Source organism: Mycetocola spongiae (assembly GCF_020424085.1).
Taxonomy (GTDB): Bacteria; Actinomycetota; Actinomycetes; order Actinomycetales; family Microbacteriaceae; genus Mycetocola; species Mycetocola spongiae.
Window position 1 is genome coordinate 101,742 of the sequence record NZ_CP080203.1, and the last position, 12,821, is coordinate 114,562.

A 12,821-nucleotide genomic window follows, 5' to 3' on the forward strand; every position below is an offset into this window, starting at 1 on the left:
TTTCCCCGGGGCGGCCCCGGGCACTGTTATGAGGCGGCGTCCATCTCCTCCACGAGCGCCCGCACCTGCTTGCGCAGGACCTTACCAATCATGGAGCGCGGCAGCTCCTCCACGATCACCACGCGCGAGGGCACCTTATACGGGGTGAGGCGATCGCGCGCCCAGGCCCGCAGCGCCTCCACATCCACGGTGGTTCCCGGGGTGGGCACTACGGCCGCCACGACGTCCTCACCCGAGTGTGGGGAGGGCATGCCGATCACCGCGACATCCGCGATATCCGGGTGGGTCACCAGAGTGGCCTCCACCTCGGTGGGCGAGACGTTAAAGCCGCCCGTGATGATGAGTTCCTTAATCCGATCCACGATGGTGGTGAAACCCTCGGTATCGATCCGCACGACGTCGCCCGTGCGGAACCAGCCGTCATAAAAGACCTCGGCGGTCTCCTCGGGCTTGCCGTAATAGCCGGAAAAGACCTGCGGGCCCTTGACCAGCAGCTCACCCGCCTCGCCGAGCGGCATCTCCTCGGCGGGATTCTCCGGGTTTACCACCTTCAGCAGGGTGCCGGGCATCGGCAGGCCCACCGTCCCGGCGCGACGGTTTTCCGCCACCGGATTGGCCATCAACACGGGGGAGCACTCGCTCAGCCCAAAGCCCTCCACCAGATAGCCGCCGCTGGATTTTTCAAACGGCTCCACCAGGGCGGTGGTCAGCGGCATCGCCCCGGAGATCGCGATCTCGATTCCGGCCAGGGAGATTCCCTTCTCCTGGGCCCGGGCGAGGAGGCGCTCCGCAATCGGCGGGACCGCGGGCAGGAACGTGGGCGGATGCTTGCGCGCGGCCTTCAGCACCAGATCGGGATCAAATTTGGGAAATAGCACCAGCCGGGCACCCATGCTCATCGCAAACGTGAGACACAGCGTGAGGCCATAGGCGTGGAACATCGGCAGTACCGCATATACCACGCAGTCACCCTGGCTGATGGTGGGCGTCCAGGCGCGCGCCTGCGCGGCATTGGCCAGCAGATTGGAGTGGCTCAGCACCGCACCCTTGGGATGCCCGGTGGTGCCCGAGGTGTATTGGATGACGGCGGTATCGGCGGTCTCCGGGCGCGGCACCGCATCGGCGATGCGCGGGTTTTTCAGCAGCTTTTCCCACTCGATGGTATTTTCCACCTGGGTCGTGAGCTGCTTGCGGGAGGCGCGGGCACTCGCGATGGGCAGGTGCAGGGCGGCACGCATCGTGCGCGGCATCGCGCGGGTGACGTTGACCGAGACCAGCGAGCGCACGGCCAGATCCACCGGGAAGTCCTGCACGGTGGAGACGACCTTATCCCACACGATTGCGGTCTGGGCACGGTGGTCCTCAAACTGGTGCCGCAGCTCGCGCGGCGTATAGAGCGGATTATGTTCCACCACGATGGCGCCCAGGCGCAGCACCGCATAAAACGCGACGATATGCTGCGGGCAATTGGGCAGCACCAGGGCCACGGTATCCCCGCGCTGCACCCCGAGGCGGCGCAGGCCCTCGGCGGCGCGATCGATCTGCTCCACCAGATCGGCATAGGTGGTGGTGGCGCCAAAAAATTCCAGGGCTACTCTGTCCGGAAAATTGGCGGCGGAATCGCGAACGAGGCTTCCGAGGTTGCCCGTGGGTACGGGGATATCCTCGGGGACGTTCTCGGCGTAGCTATTGAGCCAGGGCCGGGTTTCTGAGGCATAGAGCGGATTATTCACGCCCCCATATTACGGGGGCACGTGCGGGGGGCCGAAAGTTTGGAGATTCCCGGAGGGAATTGGCGCAATCCCGGCGAGATTATTGGCGGGTGTCGGTCACATTGGTGAACTGCGCCGCGAGGCTGGCCAGGGTGATGATGCCCGCGCGGCTCGGATCCACATGCGCGCCGCGCCAGGGATTCTCGGCGCGGATCGCGGCCGCGAGGCTCGCCTCGTCCAGCCCGCCATAGCGGGACACGGCCTCGTCCACGAGCGCGCGCTGCGCGGGTGTGAGCCCCTCGCCGCCATCGGGCAGCAGGTCGATAAAGCCGGCGGACCAGACGGAGGCCACCACCGGACCCTGGGCGCGGGCCTCGATGGGCTCGGAAAATAGCGGCTCTCCCGTGCGGGCCAGCGCGAGGCCCTGCGCATAATAGAGCAGACCCTGTACCTGCGTGCGGCCGGAGACAGGATGCTCGGCGAGGAGATAGCGTGCCACATCGAGGGCGGTGCTCATGGGGCCTCCTCGTGCTCGCAGATGGACCACACGCTACCCCCGGTTTACCCAAAAAGCCAGTACATTTGCGACCGTGGCGGCGGGGAACTACATTCTTCGCGCGGGTTCACCGTAGAATTGAGGATATTCATCCCCCTTTCTTAGATGGAGCTTCATGTCGGAAATCACGCCGGAGCTGGTGACGCACCTCGCGTCCCTCTCCCGGATCGACCTCAGCTCGGACGAAATCGCGAGTCTCACCACCGAGCTCGGCCAGATCGTCGAGAGCATCGCCAAGGTATCGGAGGTGGCCACCGCGGATGTTCCCGCAACCAGCCACCCGATCCCGCTGACCAATGGGACCCGTGCCGACGTGGTGGGCCCGACGCTCACGCAGGCCCAGGCCCTGCAGAATGCGCCCGAACAGGCCGAAGGCAAATTTGTGGTCACCGCGATTCTGGGGGAGGAACAGTAATGTCCGATCTGATTCGTCTGTCCGCCGCCGATCTGGCCGCGAAGCTGACCTCCGGCGAGGTGTCCTCCGTGGAGGCCACCCAGGCCCACCTCGACCGCATCGCCGCCGTGGATGGCGACGTGCGGGCGTTCCTGCACGTCTCGGATAGCGCACTGGATGCCGCCGCCGAGATCGACCGCCGCCGCGCCGCGGGCGAGTCCCTGCACGAGCTCGCGGGTGTCCCGCTGGCCGTGAAGGACGTGCTGGTGACCACCGATATGCCCTCCACCTCGGGATCCAAGATCCTCGAGGGCTATATGTCGCCGTTTGATGCCACCGTGGTGGAGCGCGCCCGCGCCGCCGGCCTCATCGCGATCGGTAAGACCAATATGGACGAGTTCGCAATGGGCTCCTCCACCGAGCACTCGGCCTATGGCCCCACGCATAACCCGTGGGACCTGAGCCGCATCCCCGGAGGTTCCGGCGGAGGCTCCGCCGCCGCCGTGGCCGCGTTTGAGGCGCCCCTGGCCCTCGGTTCGGATACCGGTGGATCCATCCGTCAGCCCGCACACGTCACCGGAACCGTGGGCGTTAAGCCCACCTATGGTGCCGTGAGCCGCTATGGTTCGATCGCGCTGGCCTCCTCCCTGGACCAGGTTGGCCCGGTCACCCGGACCGTCCTCGACGCCGGGCTCCTGCAGGATGTCATCGGCGGTCACGACCGCCGCGATTCCACCTCGATCCCCGAGTCCTGGGTCTCGATGGCCGCGGCCGCCCGCGAGGGTGCCAGCGGTCAGGTCCTTAAGGGCCTGCGCGTGGGTGTTGTGAAGCAGTTCAGCGGCGAGGGTTTCCAGGCCGGCGTGGAGCAGCGCTTCGGCGAGACCCTGGCCCAGATGGTGGCCGCGGGTGCCGAGATCGTGGAGATCGACGCCCCGCACTTCGAGTATGCCGTGGCGGCGTACTACCTCATCCTGCCCGCCGAGGCCTCCAGCAACCTGGCAAAATACGATTCCGTGCGCTTCGGCCTGCGGGTCACGCCCGAGGGTGGCGGCACGGTTGAGGACGTCATGTCCGCGAGCCGCGAGGCCGGTTTTGGCCCCGAGGTGAAGCGCCGCATCATCCTCGGAACCTATGCGCTGAGCTCCGGCTATTACGATGCCTATTACGGCAGCGCCCAGAAGGTACGCACCCTGATTCAGCGCGATTTTAACGCCGCGTTTGAAAAGGTAGACGTGATCGCGAGCCCCTCGGCACCGACCACTGCGTTTAAGCTCGGTGAGCGGGTAAACGACCCGCTCGCGATGTACCTCAACGACATCACCACGATCCCCGCGAACCTGGCCGGCGTCCCCGGTATTTCGGTTCCGATGGGTCTGGCACCCGAAGACGGTCTGCCCACCGGAATCCAGTTCATGGCACCGGCCCGCGCCGATGACGTGCTGTATCGCGTGGGAGCCGCCGTCGAGGCAGTACTCGAGTCGAGCTGGGGCCACAGCCTCATCTCGCAGGCCCCCGCACTGGGAGGAAAATAATCATGGCCAAGGACAAGCTCCTTACCTTCGAAAAGGCCCTTGAGCTCTACGAACCGGTACTCGGTTTTGAGGTGCACATCGAGCTCGGCACCAAGACCAAAATGTTCTCGGATGCCCCCAACGTCTTTGGCGCCGAGCCCAATACCGCGGTGACCCCGCTGTGCCTGGGCCTGCCCGGCTCGCTGCCCGTGGTCAACGAGCAGGCCGTGCGCTATGCGATCTCCCTGGGCCTGGCCCTGGGCTGCTCGATTGCCGAGACCAGCCGCTTCGCCCGGAAGAACTATTTCTACCCGGATATGCCGAAGAACTATCAGATCTCGCAGTCGGATGAGCCCATCGCCTATGAGGGTTCGGTCACGGTTGAGCTGGAGGACGGCACCGAGTTTGTGGTGCCGATCGAGCGCGCGCACATGGAGGAGGACGCCGGCAAGCTCACCCATATGGGTGGTTCGGGTCGCATCCAGGGCGCGAGCTATTCGCTGGTGGACTATAACCGCGCGGGTGTTCCCCTGGTTGAGATCGTGACCCACCCGATTAAGGGTGCCGAGCACCGCGCTCCCGAGCTGGCCAAGGCCTATGTGGGGCTGATTCGCGAGATCGCGATCGGCCTGGGCATCTCCGAGGCGCGGATGGAGCGCGGAAACCTGCGCTGCGACGCCAATGTATCGCTGCGTCCCCGCGGCCAGGAGAAGCTGGGCACCCGCACCGAGACCAAAAACGTCAACTCGCTGCGCAGCGTTGAGCGCGCTGTGCGCTATGAGATCCAGCGTCAGGCGGCGATCCTCGCCGAGGGCGGAACGATCACGCAGGAGACCCGGCACTGGCACGAGGACACCGGCACCACAAGCGCCGGTCGCCCCAAGTCCGATGCCGATGACTACCGCTATTTCCCCGAGCCCGATCTGCTTCCCGTGGTTCCGGGTGCGGCCCTGATCGAGGAGCTGCGCGCGGCCCTCCCCGAGGACCCGCTGACGCGTAAGCGCCGCCTGAAGTCCGAGTGGGGCTTCACCGATCTGGAGTTCCAGGATGTCGCCAATGGTGGTCTCCTGGTGGAGATCAGCGCCACGGTGAGCGCCGGGGCGAGCCCGCAGGCCGCCCGCAAGTGGTGGACCGGCGAGATTTCGCGCCTGGCCAATCAGCGTGAGGTGGATGCCTCCTCGCTGATCACCCCCGATCTTGTGGCCCAGCTGGCCGCGCTGGTCGAGGCCGGAACGCTCAACGATAAGCTGGCCCGCCAGGTTCTGGAGGGCGTCATTAACGGCGAGGGAACCCCGCAGGAGGTGGTGGACGCGCGCGGCCTGGCCGTGGTCAGCGATGACGGCCCCCTGATCGCCGCGATCGACGAGGCGCTGGCCGCCCAGCCCGACGTGCTGGAGAAGCTGCGCGAGGGTAAGGTGCAGGCCGCCGGTGCCGTGATCGGTGCCGTGATGAAGGCCATGAAGGGTCAGGCCGATGCCGCCCGCGTGCGCGAGCTCCTGCTGGAGCGCGCCGCGCAGTAATCGCGATGCCCCACGGGCCGCTCCCTCGCCTCGGCGGGGGAGCGGCCCGTTTTGCGTGGCGCGCCGCACGGCGCAGCCCGGCCGCGGCGGGGCGTTCCGGGAGCATCCCTGGTTGACGATTCCGAACACTCGTTTTCTTCCCGAGGTGATGCCCCAGCATGGGGGAACCGGTGTGGAACGCGTGGCACAGTGCCCGCCTCCCGCCGCCGAGCTCCCCAACGCAGCGGAGGTTTTTGTGGCTCGCTCTCCCTTTTTTCAGTCCATTCTTCGGCGCAAGCCCCTCGAGGATACCGAGGCCGACGCCCGGGGCAGCGGGCTGGCCCGACACCTCGGGATGTGGCAGCTCACGGCCCTGGGCGTGGGCGGCATTATCGGCGTGGGTATCTTCTCGCTTGCCGGCCTGGTCGCGCACGGCAGCGCGGGGCATCCCGCGGCCGGCCCGGCGGTATTTTTTTCGTTCCTGATCGCGGGCCTGGCCTCGGCGGCCGCGGCGCTGTCCTACGCCGAGTTTGCCGGCATGATCCCGCGCTCCGGCTCGGCCTATACCTACGGCTATGTGGCGCTCGGGGAGATCGTGGGCTGGTTTATCGGCTGGGATCTCCTGCTGGAATACATCGCGATCGCGGCGGTCGTTGCTATTTGCTTAGGATCTATGTTGCCTGTCGTTTGTCTGATCGGTTCGGTAGGCTCGATTTATGCTCAAGACTTCACGCCTCGCGTTTCTTATCCCAGTATTGATACTCGGCCTCTCCGCCTGCTCCACGGCTCCCGTCGGGACCGAGCCGGCCAGCGCATCTGCCTCGGCGGCCGCGGTTATTGACCCTGCCGATGTCGAAACTTTAGAGGAAGCAATTTCGCTGGCAACCTCTATTGATCCGGCCTCGGAGGGTGCTTCCAATCGCATCCTTAATACCGCATCGGCGCTGTCTCGGACGGCTCGTGCTGAGCTCGGCGCGAAGCTCACCTCCGCGGAATTGGAGCGCTACCGAGTTCGACTGCTGCAAGTAAAGACGGAAGTGGTGCCACTTAAAGACGGCGATGATGCGGAAATCAGTGTCGTCAATTCATCGCTTCGCGATATTGCGATCGAGTTGGATCGGGCACAGGGCTGATTCTATGAAGATCGTCGTTGCTATGCGTTCGACCGAGACGAAAACCATCGAGGTTGAGGTGGAGGATTATGCGACCGGCCGGGATATCGCGTTGGCCGCGGTCCCCGAGGGGTGGGAAGCGCAGAGCATGATCGCGCAGCGAGATTAATTAATGTTGCACTATTAGTGAAACGTGTGATAGTCTTTAAATATCAGCAAGGCAGGCACCAGGCCACACCTTCGCCCACAGGGGAGACACCATGTTCAGCACTCGCGACGAAGCCGTACAGTCCATCATCACCGCCATCGAGGCCACCGGCGAAGCAACCGCCGCCGAATACAACCTCGACGCAATCGCCGAAGACCTCATCACCTTCCACGATGGAGCCGAGGGCGACACCATCAACCTCAACGCCCAGGGCTTCACCGTGGACGAGGACGCCTTCTGGCAGTCGGTCGAAAACCACGCTCTCTAACACCCTCGTGGCCCCGAGAAATCGGGGCCACTCCTATTAGGAGCATCATGACCCCCGCAGAATTTAAAGTCGTCCGCGAATCCCTCGGACTCACCCACAAATGGGTGGCCCAGCAGATCGGCAATTCAGAACGCACCGTCAAAAACTGGGAAGATCACATCACCCCACCGGCAGACGCCGCCGACTTCCTCGAAAATCTCGAATCCGAGCAGGCCTCACAGGTGGAGCAATACGTGCGCGCCTGCCAAGACGCCCGCGATCCCGCGTTGAGCACCTACCGGGTAGACGCCGATGTGCCCGAGTCCTTCCCCTATCCCGCGAGTTGGCATCGCGCAGTCGTCGCACTCGTCGCAAAAGAAATCCCTGGCCTCGAAATCACATACGCTAAGTAGGACCTTTCCTTACCTGCGAAGCGGGTTCCTGACCGAAGGAACCCTATGCCCGCGCCCGAAATACTCGACTACCTCACGCCCTATGCCCCTCGCACACAGGAAAACTATTTCGGCTACCTGGCGCGGTGGGAATCCTGGTGCGCCTCGCGCAGCTGCGATATTCTCACCGCACAAAGAGCCGATATCGAGGCCTGGGTTAGCCACCTCCGAAACCGAGGCCTCAGCAATAATGCGGTTCGCTCGGCGCTAACGCCGGTGACAGGCTTCTACCGCTGGGCCAGTGAGCAGGAACTTGTGACCCGCGACCCGGCAAGATTTGTCCGACGCCCGCCGGCGCCCAGGTCGAGCAACCGTGACTGGCTGAGTGCCCCCGACCTCGCAAAACTCCTCCGTCACGTCACCGTCCACAGCGGCATCGGGATCAGCGCCGCTATTCACCTATTCGCGCTCAGCGGCACACGCCCCGGGGAAACTATGGCCCTGGACATCTCAGACATAGGCCGATATGGAGACCTAACCACCCTCCGCCTGCGGCATCGTAAAGCCGGCGCATCCGACAAAATATCGCTCTCTGCACCTACCGCCAGAGCCGTGCGCCGCGCCGCAGACGGCCGGAGCCGAGGCCCCCTGCTAGTCACGGAAACCAACGGATACCGGCTCACAAAGACCATCTTGCGCGCCAGGTTCGCTGAGGCTGTCGCATCCGCCGGCGTACCCCGAATCACGCCTTACGGGCTGCGCGTTGGGTTCATCACGTTAGCGCTTGATGCTGGTATCCCAGAGCGCGACGTCATGATCTCGGCAGGGCACTCGAACAGCGCCCAGACGGCTCACTACGATCGGCTACGTGGCAATCTGGACCGTAATGCCACCCACGCGCTCACCGAGTGGATACTTGCTGCTGGACGCGGGGCAATCGCTGGAATCTAGCTGCTGTCACTGGACGCGCGGTAGCCTGGGGAGAACCTAGCTGAAAGAGGAAAAATGGCAGAGACCAAGTGCTATCTCCACGACGTGCCCCTAACGCATGACCCACGGGTTGGCCAAAGTAAGCGATTCTCGTGCCCCATTGTTGGGTGCGGTTGGTCTCCATCGGACGCGGCTGTCTCCGGTTAACGCAAAAAATGGGGCGGTTCCCGAAGGAACCGCCCCATTCCTGTTACTCCACGCCTCGCGGCGCTGACCCAAACGGTGTCCAGCGCCGAAGCCAGGCATCCACCGCGGGGATAGCCATCACCCGCGAGACCGCCGAAGAACCCGCGGTGATCAGGACCGCGGCGGCCGCCAGCCACAACCTCAAGCCCGGGGGCATGCTTTCCCCCGCTTCTTCCAGGACTATCCGGATCACCTCTGGCAGGAGCCCGATTAGTCCGATCGCCGCGACGATGCCGGACGCGAGGCCGGTTCGCCATGCCCGCTGGCCCTTAAACCAAATCTCGTTGGTCACCGGTGCCTGATGCTTTGCCATTAGTGCCCCTTTCGGAGGTGGTCATCGAGCCGCTGAGTCAGTGTCTGCGCGCGCTCGTCTGTGGCCTGGTCGGCCTGGTGGAGGATGCGGATATCTCCGCGGAGCCCGCCGATATCCTTCGTGATGGTTTTCATAAGCCCCATCGACTCGGCGTGCTTTTCGTCCATGTCCTCGCGCAGATTCGAGGTGAGCGACGGATCCGCCTGGTGATCATTTTCGAGCTGCGCCCGCGAGGATCGCGCGTCTTTCGCCACGCGCCCCACCCGCCGGTTAACGAGGGCGGTGAGGGTGATCGAGGCCAGGAGTCCGACGGTGCTTATTGCTTCCACGAGGACGCTATCGCCGGGCACTAGCCCGCGATCCGCGCCGCGAGGTCATCATTCACCGCGCGCGCCACGGCATCAACATCGACCTCCACGGTTACGCCGGTCGCGCGAATGCCTGTGAGGACCTGCTCCACGATCGCGCCGGTGTCAACCGGGGCTTTTTCCCCGGTCGCGGCGCCACGCCCGGCAAGAGCCATCGACACCCAGAGGTCAAATTGGCGATCATTGCCACTCAGATGCTTGGTGATGATCGGCTCGGACTGCACCACTTCTTCGTCCGTGGTGAGGTGGCGGTAATAGCCAGGGCCGATGAGGGCGATGCCACGACCGGGCGACTGAATGCGGATCATGTCTGTGTCTCCAATATTTTCGGGGGTGAGAGGGATAGGCGCGGGCGCGGGATCGCCGGTGCCGGTGAGAATGTCGTGGCCGAGGAAGTAGTCCGACCAGCCGAGGTATCGGCGGCCGCCCCAGGAGCGCTCGATCTCGCCGATGCTTGAGCGCCCGGTTTGGCCAAGCCCGGGCTTATCGGTGGAGGCTATGAGCTCTCCATCGCCGAGCGCGATTGCGATATGCCCCGGCGCCTGCGGGTTTTTGATGTTGATGAAATAGACCACCGCACCCAGCGGAGGGCGACGGTCGCTGTGCCGGCGCTCGATCGGGGTGTTTTCCCACCCGTGGCGCGCGAGAGTGTACGGCGATCGCCCGTCCGATTTTGGTGCCCCAAAAGCGTTCCAGACCGCGTTGAGGCACATTGCAGTCTGCCAGCGTTTATATCCGAGTAGGCGCTCGGCCGCGGTTTTGCCGGAAAGGATCACGGCTCCTCCTTAAATAGAAAACGCCCCATAAACGGGGCGGTGGGCGGCTCCTGGGCTATGCAAAAAAAGTGATGTAAAAGCTCACCGGCTGGCCCGCAAACCAGGTATTGGGCTGGTCTGCTCGGCGAAATCGTACCTGAGCGGCAGAGTCAGTGAGCTCCCAAATGACTGCGCTGGCAAGCAGTGTGACGGTCTCGCTCGACCCATGAGCGATGGTGACCTGAGCGCCCGAGGGAAGCTTGCCCAGACTGTGCGTGGTCACCACGACGCCCTGAGCATTTGTCGCGCTTGAATACCGCTTGGTCTCGCTCGGTCTCACAGCCTTCCACGCACCATCCCGAAAAATGTATTCCTGCCACTCAGAGGTATCAAAAAACAGCATCCCCGGCCGGCGGAATTTCACTGCTTGCCGCTCCGCAGTAGTACCGATACGGCGCGTACCGACCTCCGCCGCGAAAGCGGCCACAAGTGTTTCATCGGCGCCCATGTCGGGCGGGCCCCCTGCCAGGAATTCCGGAGCCCCGGTGACGGGATTATAGCGATCTACGGCCATAGTTGTTGTCCAATCTCTCGCGTTAGCGAGGTTAGCGGGAGCCAGAAAAACGCATGGCCCCGGAGAGTGCGTCGGACGGCACTCCACGAAATTTGTTGAAGCCAGTGCTGGATCGCACGACGATGCCGCGGCTGGCGCCCGATTGCAGTGCCTCGGCAAAGCCTGGCGGCAACGGCACCCACCCGGTAAGAGCAGGGAGGGCGGTGAGCGCCGAGACGGCTGGTGCGCCACCTGGTCGGCTCGGGTGAGGATGCAGCCCGAGAGAGATGGCCCCTTGTGGGCTGTTGTTCGGGAGATACACCTCGGCGGAAGTGAGCCGGGCGCCGGCCAATGCGTTTATGAGCCGGTCGCCATAAAACCACGCCCCGATGTTGCTGGTGGATGCCCACGGATCATTGGAATTCCATGCGGCCCCGGAGAGCCACCAGTTTCCCGAGGCTTCGGATTGGACCAGGAGCCCGCTAAACCCGGTAACCGGCGGCGGAGCTACTGGGGGAGGGTCCACCACCTGCTCTGCTGTGATCTGGCCCTGGATTATCCCGGAGGTCCAATTGATCTCCACTACATGCCCGGTCACCGCGGTGTACCCCGATCGGAGACCGAGAAAATAGTCCTTCCCGTCTACCGTGACCCACGCTTTAGGGGATCCTACAGATTTGATTTTGCCGATGGGGTTGAGTTGCACGGCCGGCCCGGCAAGGATCAGCTTGCCCTTCACCCGCTGGATCTGCACGATCATCCCTACGACCGGCGGGTAGAAACCCACGCTTCGTACCGGCACGGTGGATGCGCCGATGTTCACAAGCGCATAGCTGCCCTGCATCCGCACATACTCGGCTACGAAGCTATCAACCTCAGGGATCGCCGCTGTGATCTGCGCGAGCTTGCGGTCGAGCCTCACGAGACACCCCTCCCCACCTCGAGCACAAGGTTCATGAGGGGCGAATCGGAGAGCGAAATATCGGTGATCCGCCCCACGATTGCGCGATCGGGGCCGGTGACCCTCACGAAATCATTGATCTCTACAAGCGGGTTGACGATGCACTGCACCGACACCTTATAGGTAAGCGCGCCGATCGTTTGCTCAAGCACCGCCTGAGTGGCCTTGTCCGCGGACCCCTGATCCTTCACCATGTCCGAGGTGTGATATTTCACGTATTCGGGGAAAAGCCCGCCCACTGCGAGATCTCCGACGGTGTGCTGCGCGATCGAGATGATCGGCTGGCGGTCCTCGGTCTCGTAGAGTCCCACCACCGAGGTGTACACGCTCTCGGTATCGATATCATCTTCGAGGTCCGTGATCGTGCCATTCGGGCCAGTGTGGAGGGCGGCGACTGGCTCACTTATCGCACTGGGAGCCACTGTGAGCTCCCCCGCGGGAGTTACTACCACCCGTCCGCCCAGTAGATCGCCGAGCTTCTGTACAGCCGCAAGGCGTCCGCCTGCGACTGCGTCCCACACGGTGGCTGCGGGAATCGGTTTGTCCGCCACATTCTTTGCCACCGGGAATCCGCTGATGCGCAGCAGTTCATCCCAGCAGCGCCGCCCGGCAGGCTCGGGGAAATGGAAACCTCGGCGGCGAAGATCAATCTCTAGGCCCTGCCAGACGATGGGCACCACAGAGGTGATGACCCGGGAGACGCCTCCGACAGTCTCCATCACATCGTAGGCCTTTGGAGTGGAGGTGATGCGAGCCCACCCCATCGGGATCCGATGCACTACGGCACCCACTGATACCTCGAAAGATAGGAGTAATCGGGCCCGAAAAGGGGAGAGCGTCCCCTTCGTCCCCACGGGTCGAAGGGATTCTCCCTCGACCGACTGATAGACCACGGTGGCCGACCCGGACGATTTGATTTCGGCCCCCAGCGACCATTTATAGGTCCACTGAGTAAGCTGTACATCTCTCATCACCGGGTCGGTGCCGTGGAAGACATCTGCCAAAAGGCGGTAGTTGAAGGAGCTTTTCAGAGCCTCTATAAGCTCAGGTTCGTGTGCTCGCAT

General features: G+C 63.8%; 15 protein-coding genes and 1 pseudogene. 8 read left to right on the plus strand and 8 right to left on the minus strand.

Annotated features, from left to right (window positions below; all coding sequences use genetic code 11):
- Positions 1 to 26: 26 nt before the first annotated feature.
- Positions 27 to 1,733: a long-chain-fatty-acid--CoA ligase gene (locus KXZ72_RS00495; protein WP_226081757.1), complete on the minus strand. Its 1,707-nt coding sequence runs from the start codon at positions 1,731 to 1,733 to the stop codon at positions 27 to 29.
- 79 nt (positions 1,734 to 1,812) lie between these two features.
- Positions 1,813 to 2,229: a Panacea domain-containing protein gene (locus KXZ72_RS00500; protein WP_226081758.1), complete on the minus strand. Its 417-nt coding sequence runs from the start codon at positions 2,227 to 2,229 to the stop codon at positions 1,813 to 1,815.
- Positions 2,230 to 2,383: 154 nt separating this feature from the next.
- Here KXZ72_RS00500 and gatC point away from each other — a divergent pair, with 154 nt between their 5' ends.
- The 8 genes and pseudogenes from gatC (at position 2,384) to KXZ72_RS14770 (ending at position 8,582) form a co-directional block, all read left to right on the plus strand.
- The gene (gene gatC / locus KXZ72_RS00505; RefSeq protein WP_226081759.1) at positions 2,384 to 2,683 is read left to right on the plus strand and encodes an Asp-tRNA(Asn)/Glu-tRNA(Gln) amidotransferase subunit GatC; all 300 of its coding nucleotides are present in this window, start codon (positions 2,384 to 2,386) and stop codon (positions 2,681 to 2,683) included.
- The gene (gene gatA / locus KXZ72_RS00510; protein WP_226081760.1) at positions 2,683 to 4,194 is read left to right on the plus strand and encodes an Asp-tRNA(Asn)/Glu-tRNA(Gln) amidotransferase subunit GatA; all 1,512 of its coding nucleotides are present in this window, start codon (positions 2,683 to 2,685) and stop codon (positions 4,192 to 4,194) included. Before gatC ends, gatA begins: the two co-directional genes overlap by 1 nt.
- A 2-nt stretch (positions 4,195 to 4,196) precedes the next feature.
- Positions 4,197 to 5,693, plus strand: a complete 1,497-nt coding sequence (gene gatB, locus KXZ72_RS00515) for an Asp-tRNA(Asn)/Glu-tRNA(Gln) amidotransferase subunit GatB (RefSeq protein ID WP_226081761.1) — start codon at positions 4,197 to 4,199, stop codon at positions 5,691 to 5,693.
- A 235-nt stretch (positions 5,694 to 5,928) separates the two neighbouring features.
- Positions 5,929 to 6,333 (plus strand): annotated as a pseudogene (locus KXZ72_RS00520) (amino acid permease); the annotation flags it as partial.
- Between the two features lie 476 nt (positions 6,334 to 6,809).
- Positions 6,810 to 6,953, plus strand: a complete 144-nt coding sequence (locus KXZ72_RS00525; protein WP_226081762.1) for a hypothetical protein — start codon at positions 6,810 to 6,812, stop codon at positions 6,951 to 6,953.
- A 91-nt stretch (positions 6,954 to 7,044) separates the two neighbouring features.
- Positions 7,045 to 7,260 (plus strand): hypothetical protein, encoded by a 216-nt coding sequence (locus KXZ72_RS00530; protein WP_226081763.1) that lies wholly within the window; start codon positions 7,045 to 7,047, stop codon positions 7,258 to 7,260.
- A gap of 47 nt (positions 7,261 to 7,307) precedes the next feature.
- Complete coding sequence (locus KXZ72_RS00535) at positions 7,308 to 7,652, plus strand: helix-turn-helix domain-containing protein (RefSeq protein WP_226081764.1); 345 nt, start codon at positions 7,308 to 7,310, stop codon at positions 7,650 to 7,652.
- Positions 7,653 to 7,697: 45 nt separating this feature from the next.
- Positions 7,698 to 8,582 carry a tyrosine-type recombinase/integrase gene (locus tag KXZ72_RS14770; RefSeq protein ID WP_226081765.1) on the plus strand — a complete coding sequence of 295 codons (885 nt, stop codon included), beginning with the start codon at positions 7,698 to 7,700 and terminating at the stop codon, positions 8,580 to 8,582.
- A 229-nt stretch (positions 8,583 to 8,811) separates the two neighbouring features.
- Here the strand turns inward: KXZ72_RS14770 and KXZ72_RS00545 are convergent, their stop codons facing one another.
- The 6 genes from KXZ72_RS00545 to KXZ72_RS00570 form a co-directional block, all read right to left on the minus strand.
- Positions 8,812 to 9,120 carry a hypothetical protein gene (locus KXZ72_RS00545; RefSeq protein ID WP_226081766.1) on the minus strand — a complete coding sequence of 103 codons (309 nt, stop codon included), beginning with the start codon at positions 9,118 to 9,120 and terminating at the stop codon, positions 8,812 to 8,814.
- Positions 9,120 to 9,470 (minus strand): hypothetical protein, encoded by a 351-nt coding sequence (locus tag KXZ72_RS00550; RefSeq protein ID WP_226081767.1) that lies wholly within the window; start codon positions 9,468 to 9,470, stop codon positions 9,120 to 9,122. The genes KXZ72_RS00545 and KXZ72_RS00550 overlap by 1 nt, the downstream gene beginning before the upstream one ends.
- Complete coding sequence (locus KXZ72_RS00555) at positions 9,470 to 10,063, minus strand: hypothetical protein (protein ID WP_226081768.1); 594 nt, start codon at positions 10,061 to 10,063, stop codon at positions 9,470 to 9,472. The genes KXZ72_RS00550 and KXZ72_RS00555 overlap by 1 nt, the downstream gene beginning before the upstream one ends.
- A gap of 256 nt (positions 10,064 to 10,319) precedes the next feature.
- The gene (locus tag KXZ72_RS00560; protein ID WP_226081769.1) at positions 10,320 to 10,817 is read right to left on the minus strand and encodes a hypothetical protein; all 498 of its coding nucleotides are present in this window, start codon (positions 10,815 to 10,817) and stop codon (positions 10,320 to 10,322) included.
- 31 nt (positions 10,818 to 10,848) lie between these two features.
- Complete coding sequence (locus tag KXZ72_RS00565; protein ID WP_226081770.1) at positions 10,849 to 11,718, minus strand: hypothetical protein; 870 nt, start codon at positions 11,716 to 11,718, stop codon at positions 10,849 to 10,851.
- Positions 11,715 to 12,821 (minus strand): hypothetical protein, encoded by a 1,107-nt coding sequence (locus KXZ72_RS00570; RefSeq protein WP_226081771.1) that lies wholly within the window; start codon positions 12,819 to 12,821, stop codon positions 11,715 to 11,717. The genes KXZ72_RS00565 and KXZ72_RS00570 overlap by 4 nt, the downstream gene beginning before the upstream one ends.

Coding starts and splice junctions, on each gene's coding strand:
- KXZ72_RS00500 (WP_226081758.1), bottom strand. CDS start 2,229: ATGAGCACCGCCCTCGATGTGGCACGCTATCTCCTCGCCGAGCATCCT.
- gatC (WP_226081759.1), top strand. CDS start 2,384: ATGTCGGAAATCACGCCGGAGCTGGTGACGCACCTCGCGTCCCTCTCC.
- gatA (WP_226081760.1), top strand. CDS start 2,683: ATGTCCGATCTGATTCGTCTGTCCGCCGCCGATCTGGCCGCGAAGCTG.
- gatB (WP_226081761.1), top strand. CDS start 4,197: ATGGCCAAGGACAAGCTCCTTACCTTCGAAAAGGCCCTTGAGCTCTAC.
- KXZ72_RS00525 (WP_226081762.1), top strand. CDS start 6,810: ATGAAGATCGTCGTTGCTATGCGTTCGACCGAGACGAAAACCATCGAG.
- KXZ72_RS00530 (WP_226081763.1), top strand. CDS start 7,045: ATGTTCAGCACTCGCGACGAAGCCGTACAGTCCATCATCACCGCCATC.
- KXZ72_RS00535 (WP_226081764.1), top strand. CDS start 7,308: ATGACCCCCGCAGAATTTAAAGTCGTCCGCGAATCCCTCGGACTCACC.
- KXZ72_RS14770 (WP_226081765.1), top strand. CDS start 7,698: ATGCCCGCGCCCGAAATACTCGACTACCTCACGCCCTATGCCCCTCGC.
- KXZ72_RS00545 (WP_226081766.1), bottom strand. CDS start 9,120: ATGGCAAAGCATCAGGCACCGGTGACCAACGAGATTTGGTTTAAGGGC.
- KXZ72_RS00560 (WP_226081769.1), bottom strand. CDS start 10,817: ATGGCCGTAGATCGCTATAATCCCGTCACCGGGGCTCCGGAATTCCTG.
- KXZ72_RS00570 (WP_226081771.1), bottom strand. CDS start 12,821: ATGCGAGCACACGAACCTGAGCTTATAGAGGCTCTGAAAAGCTCCTTC.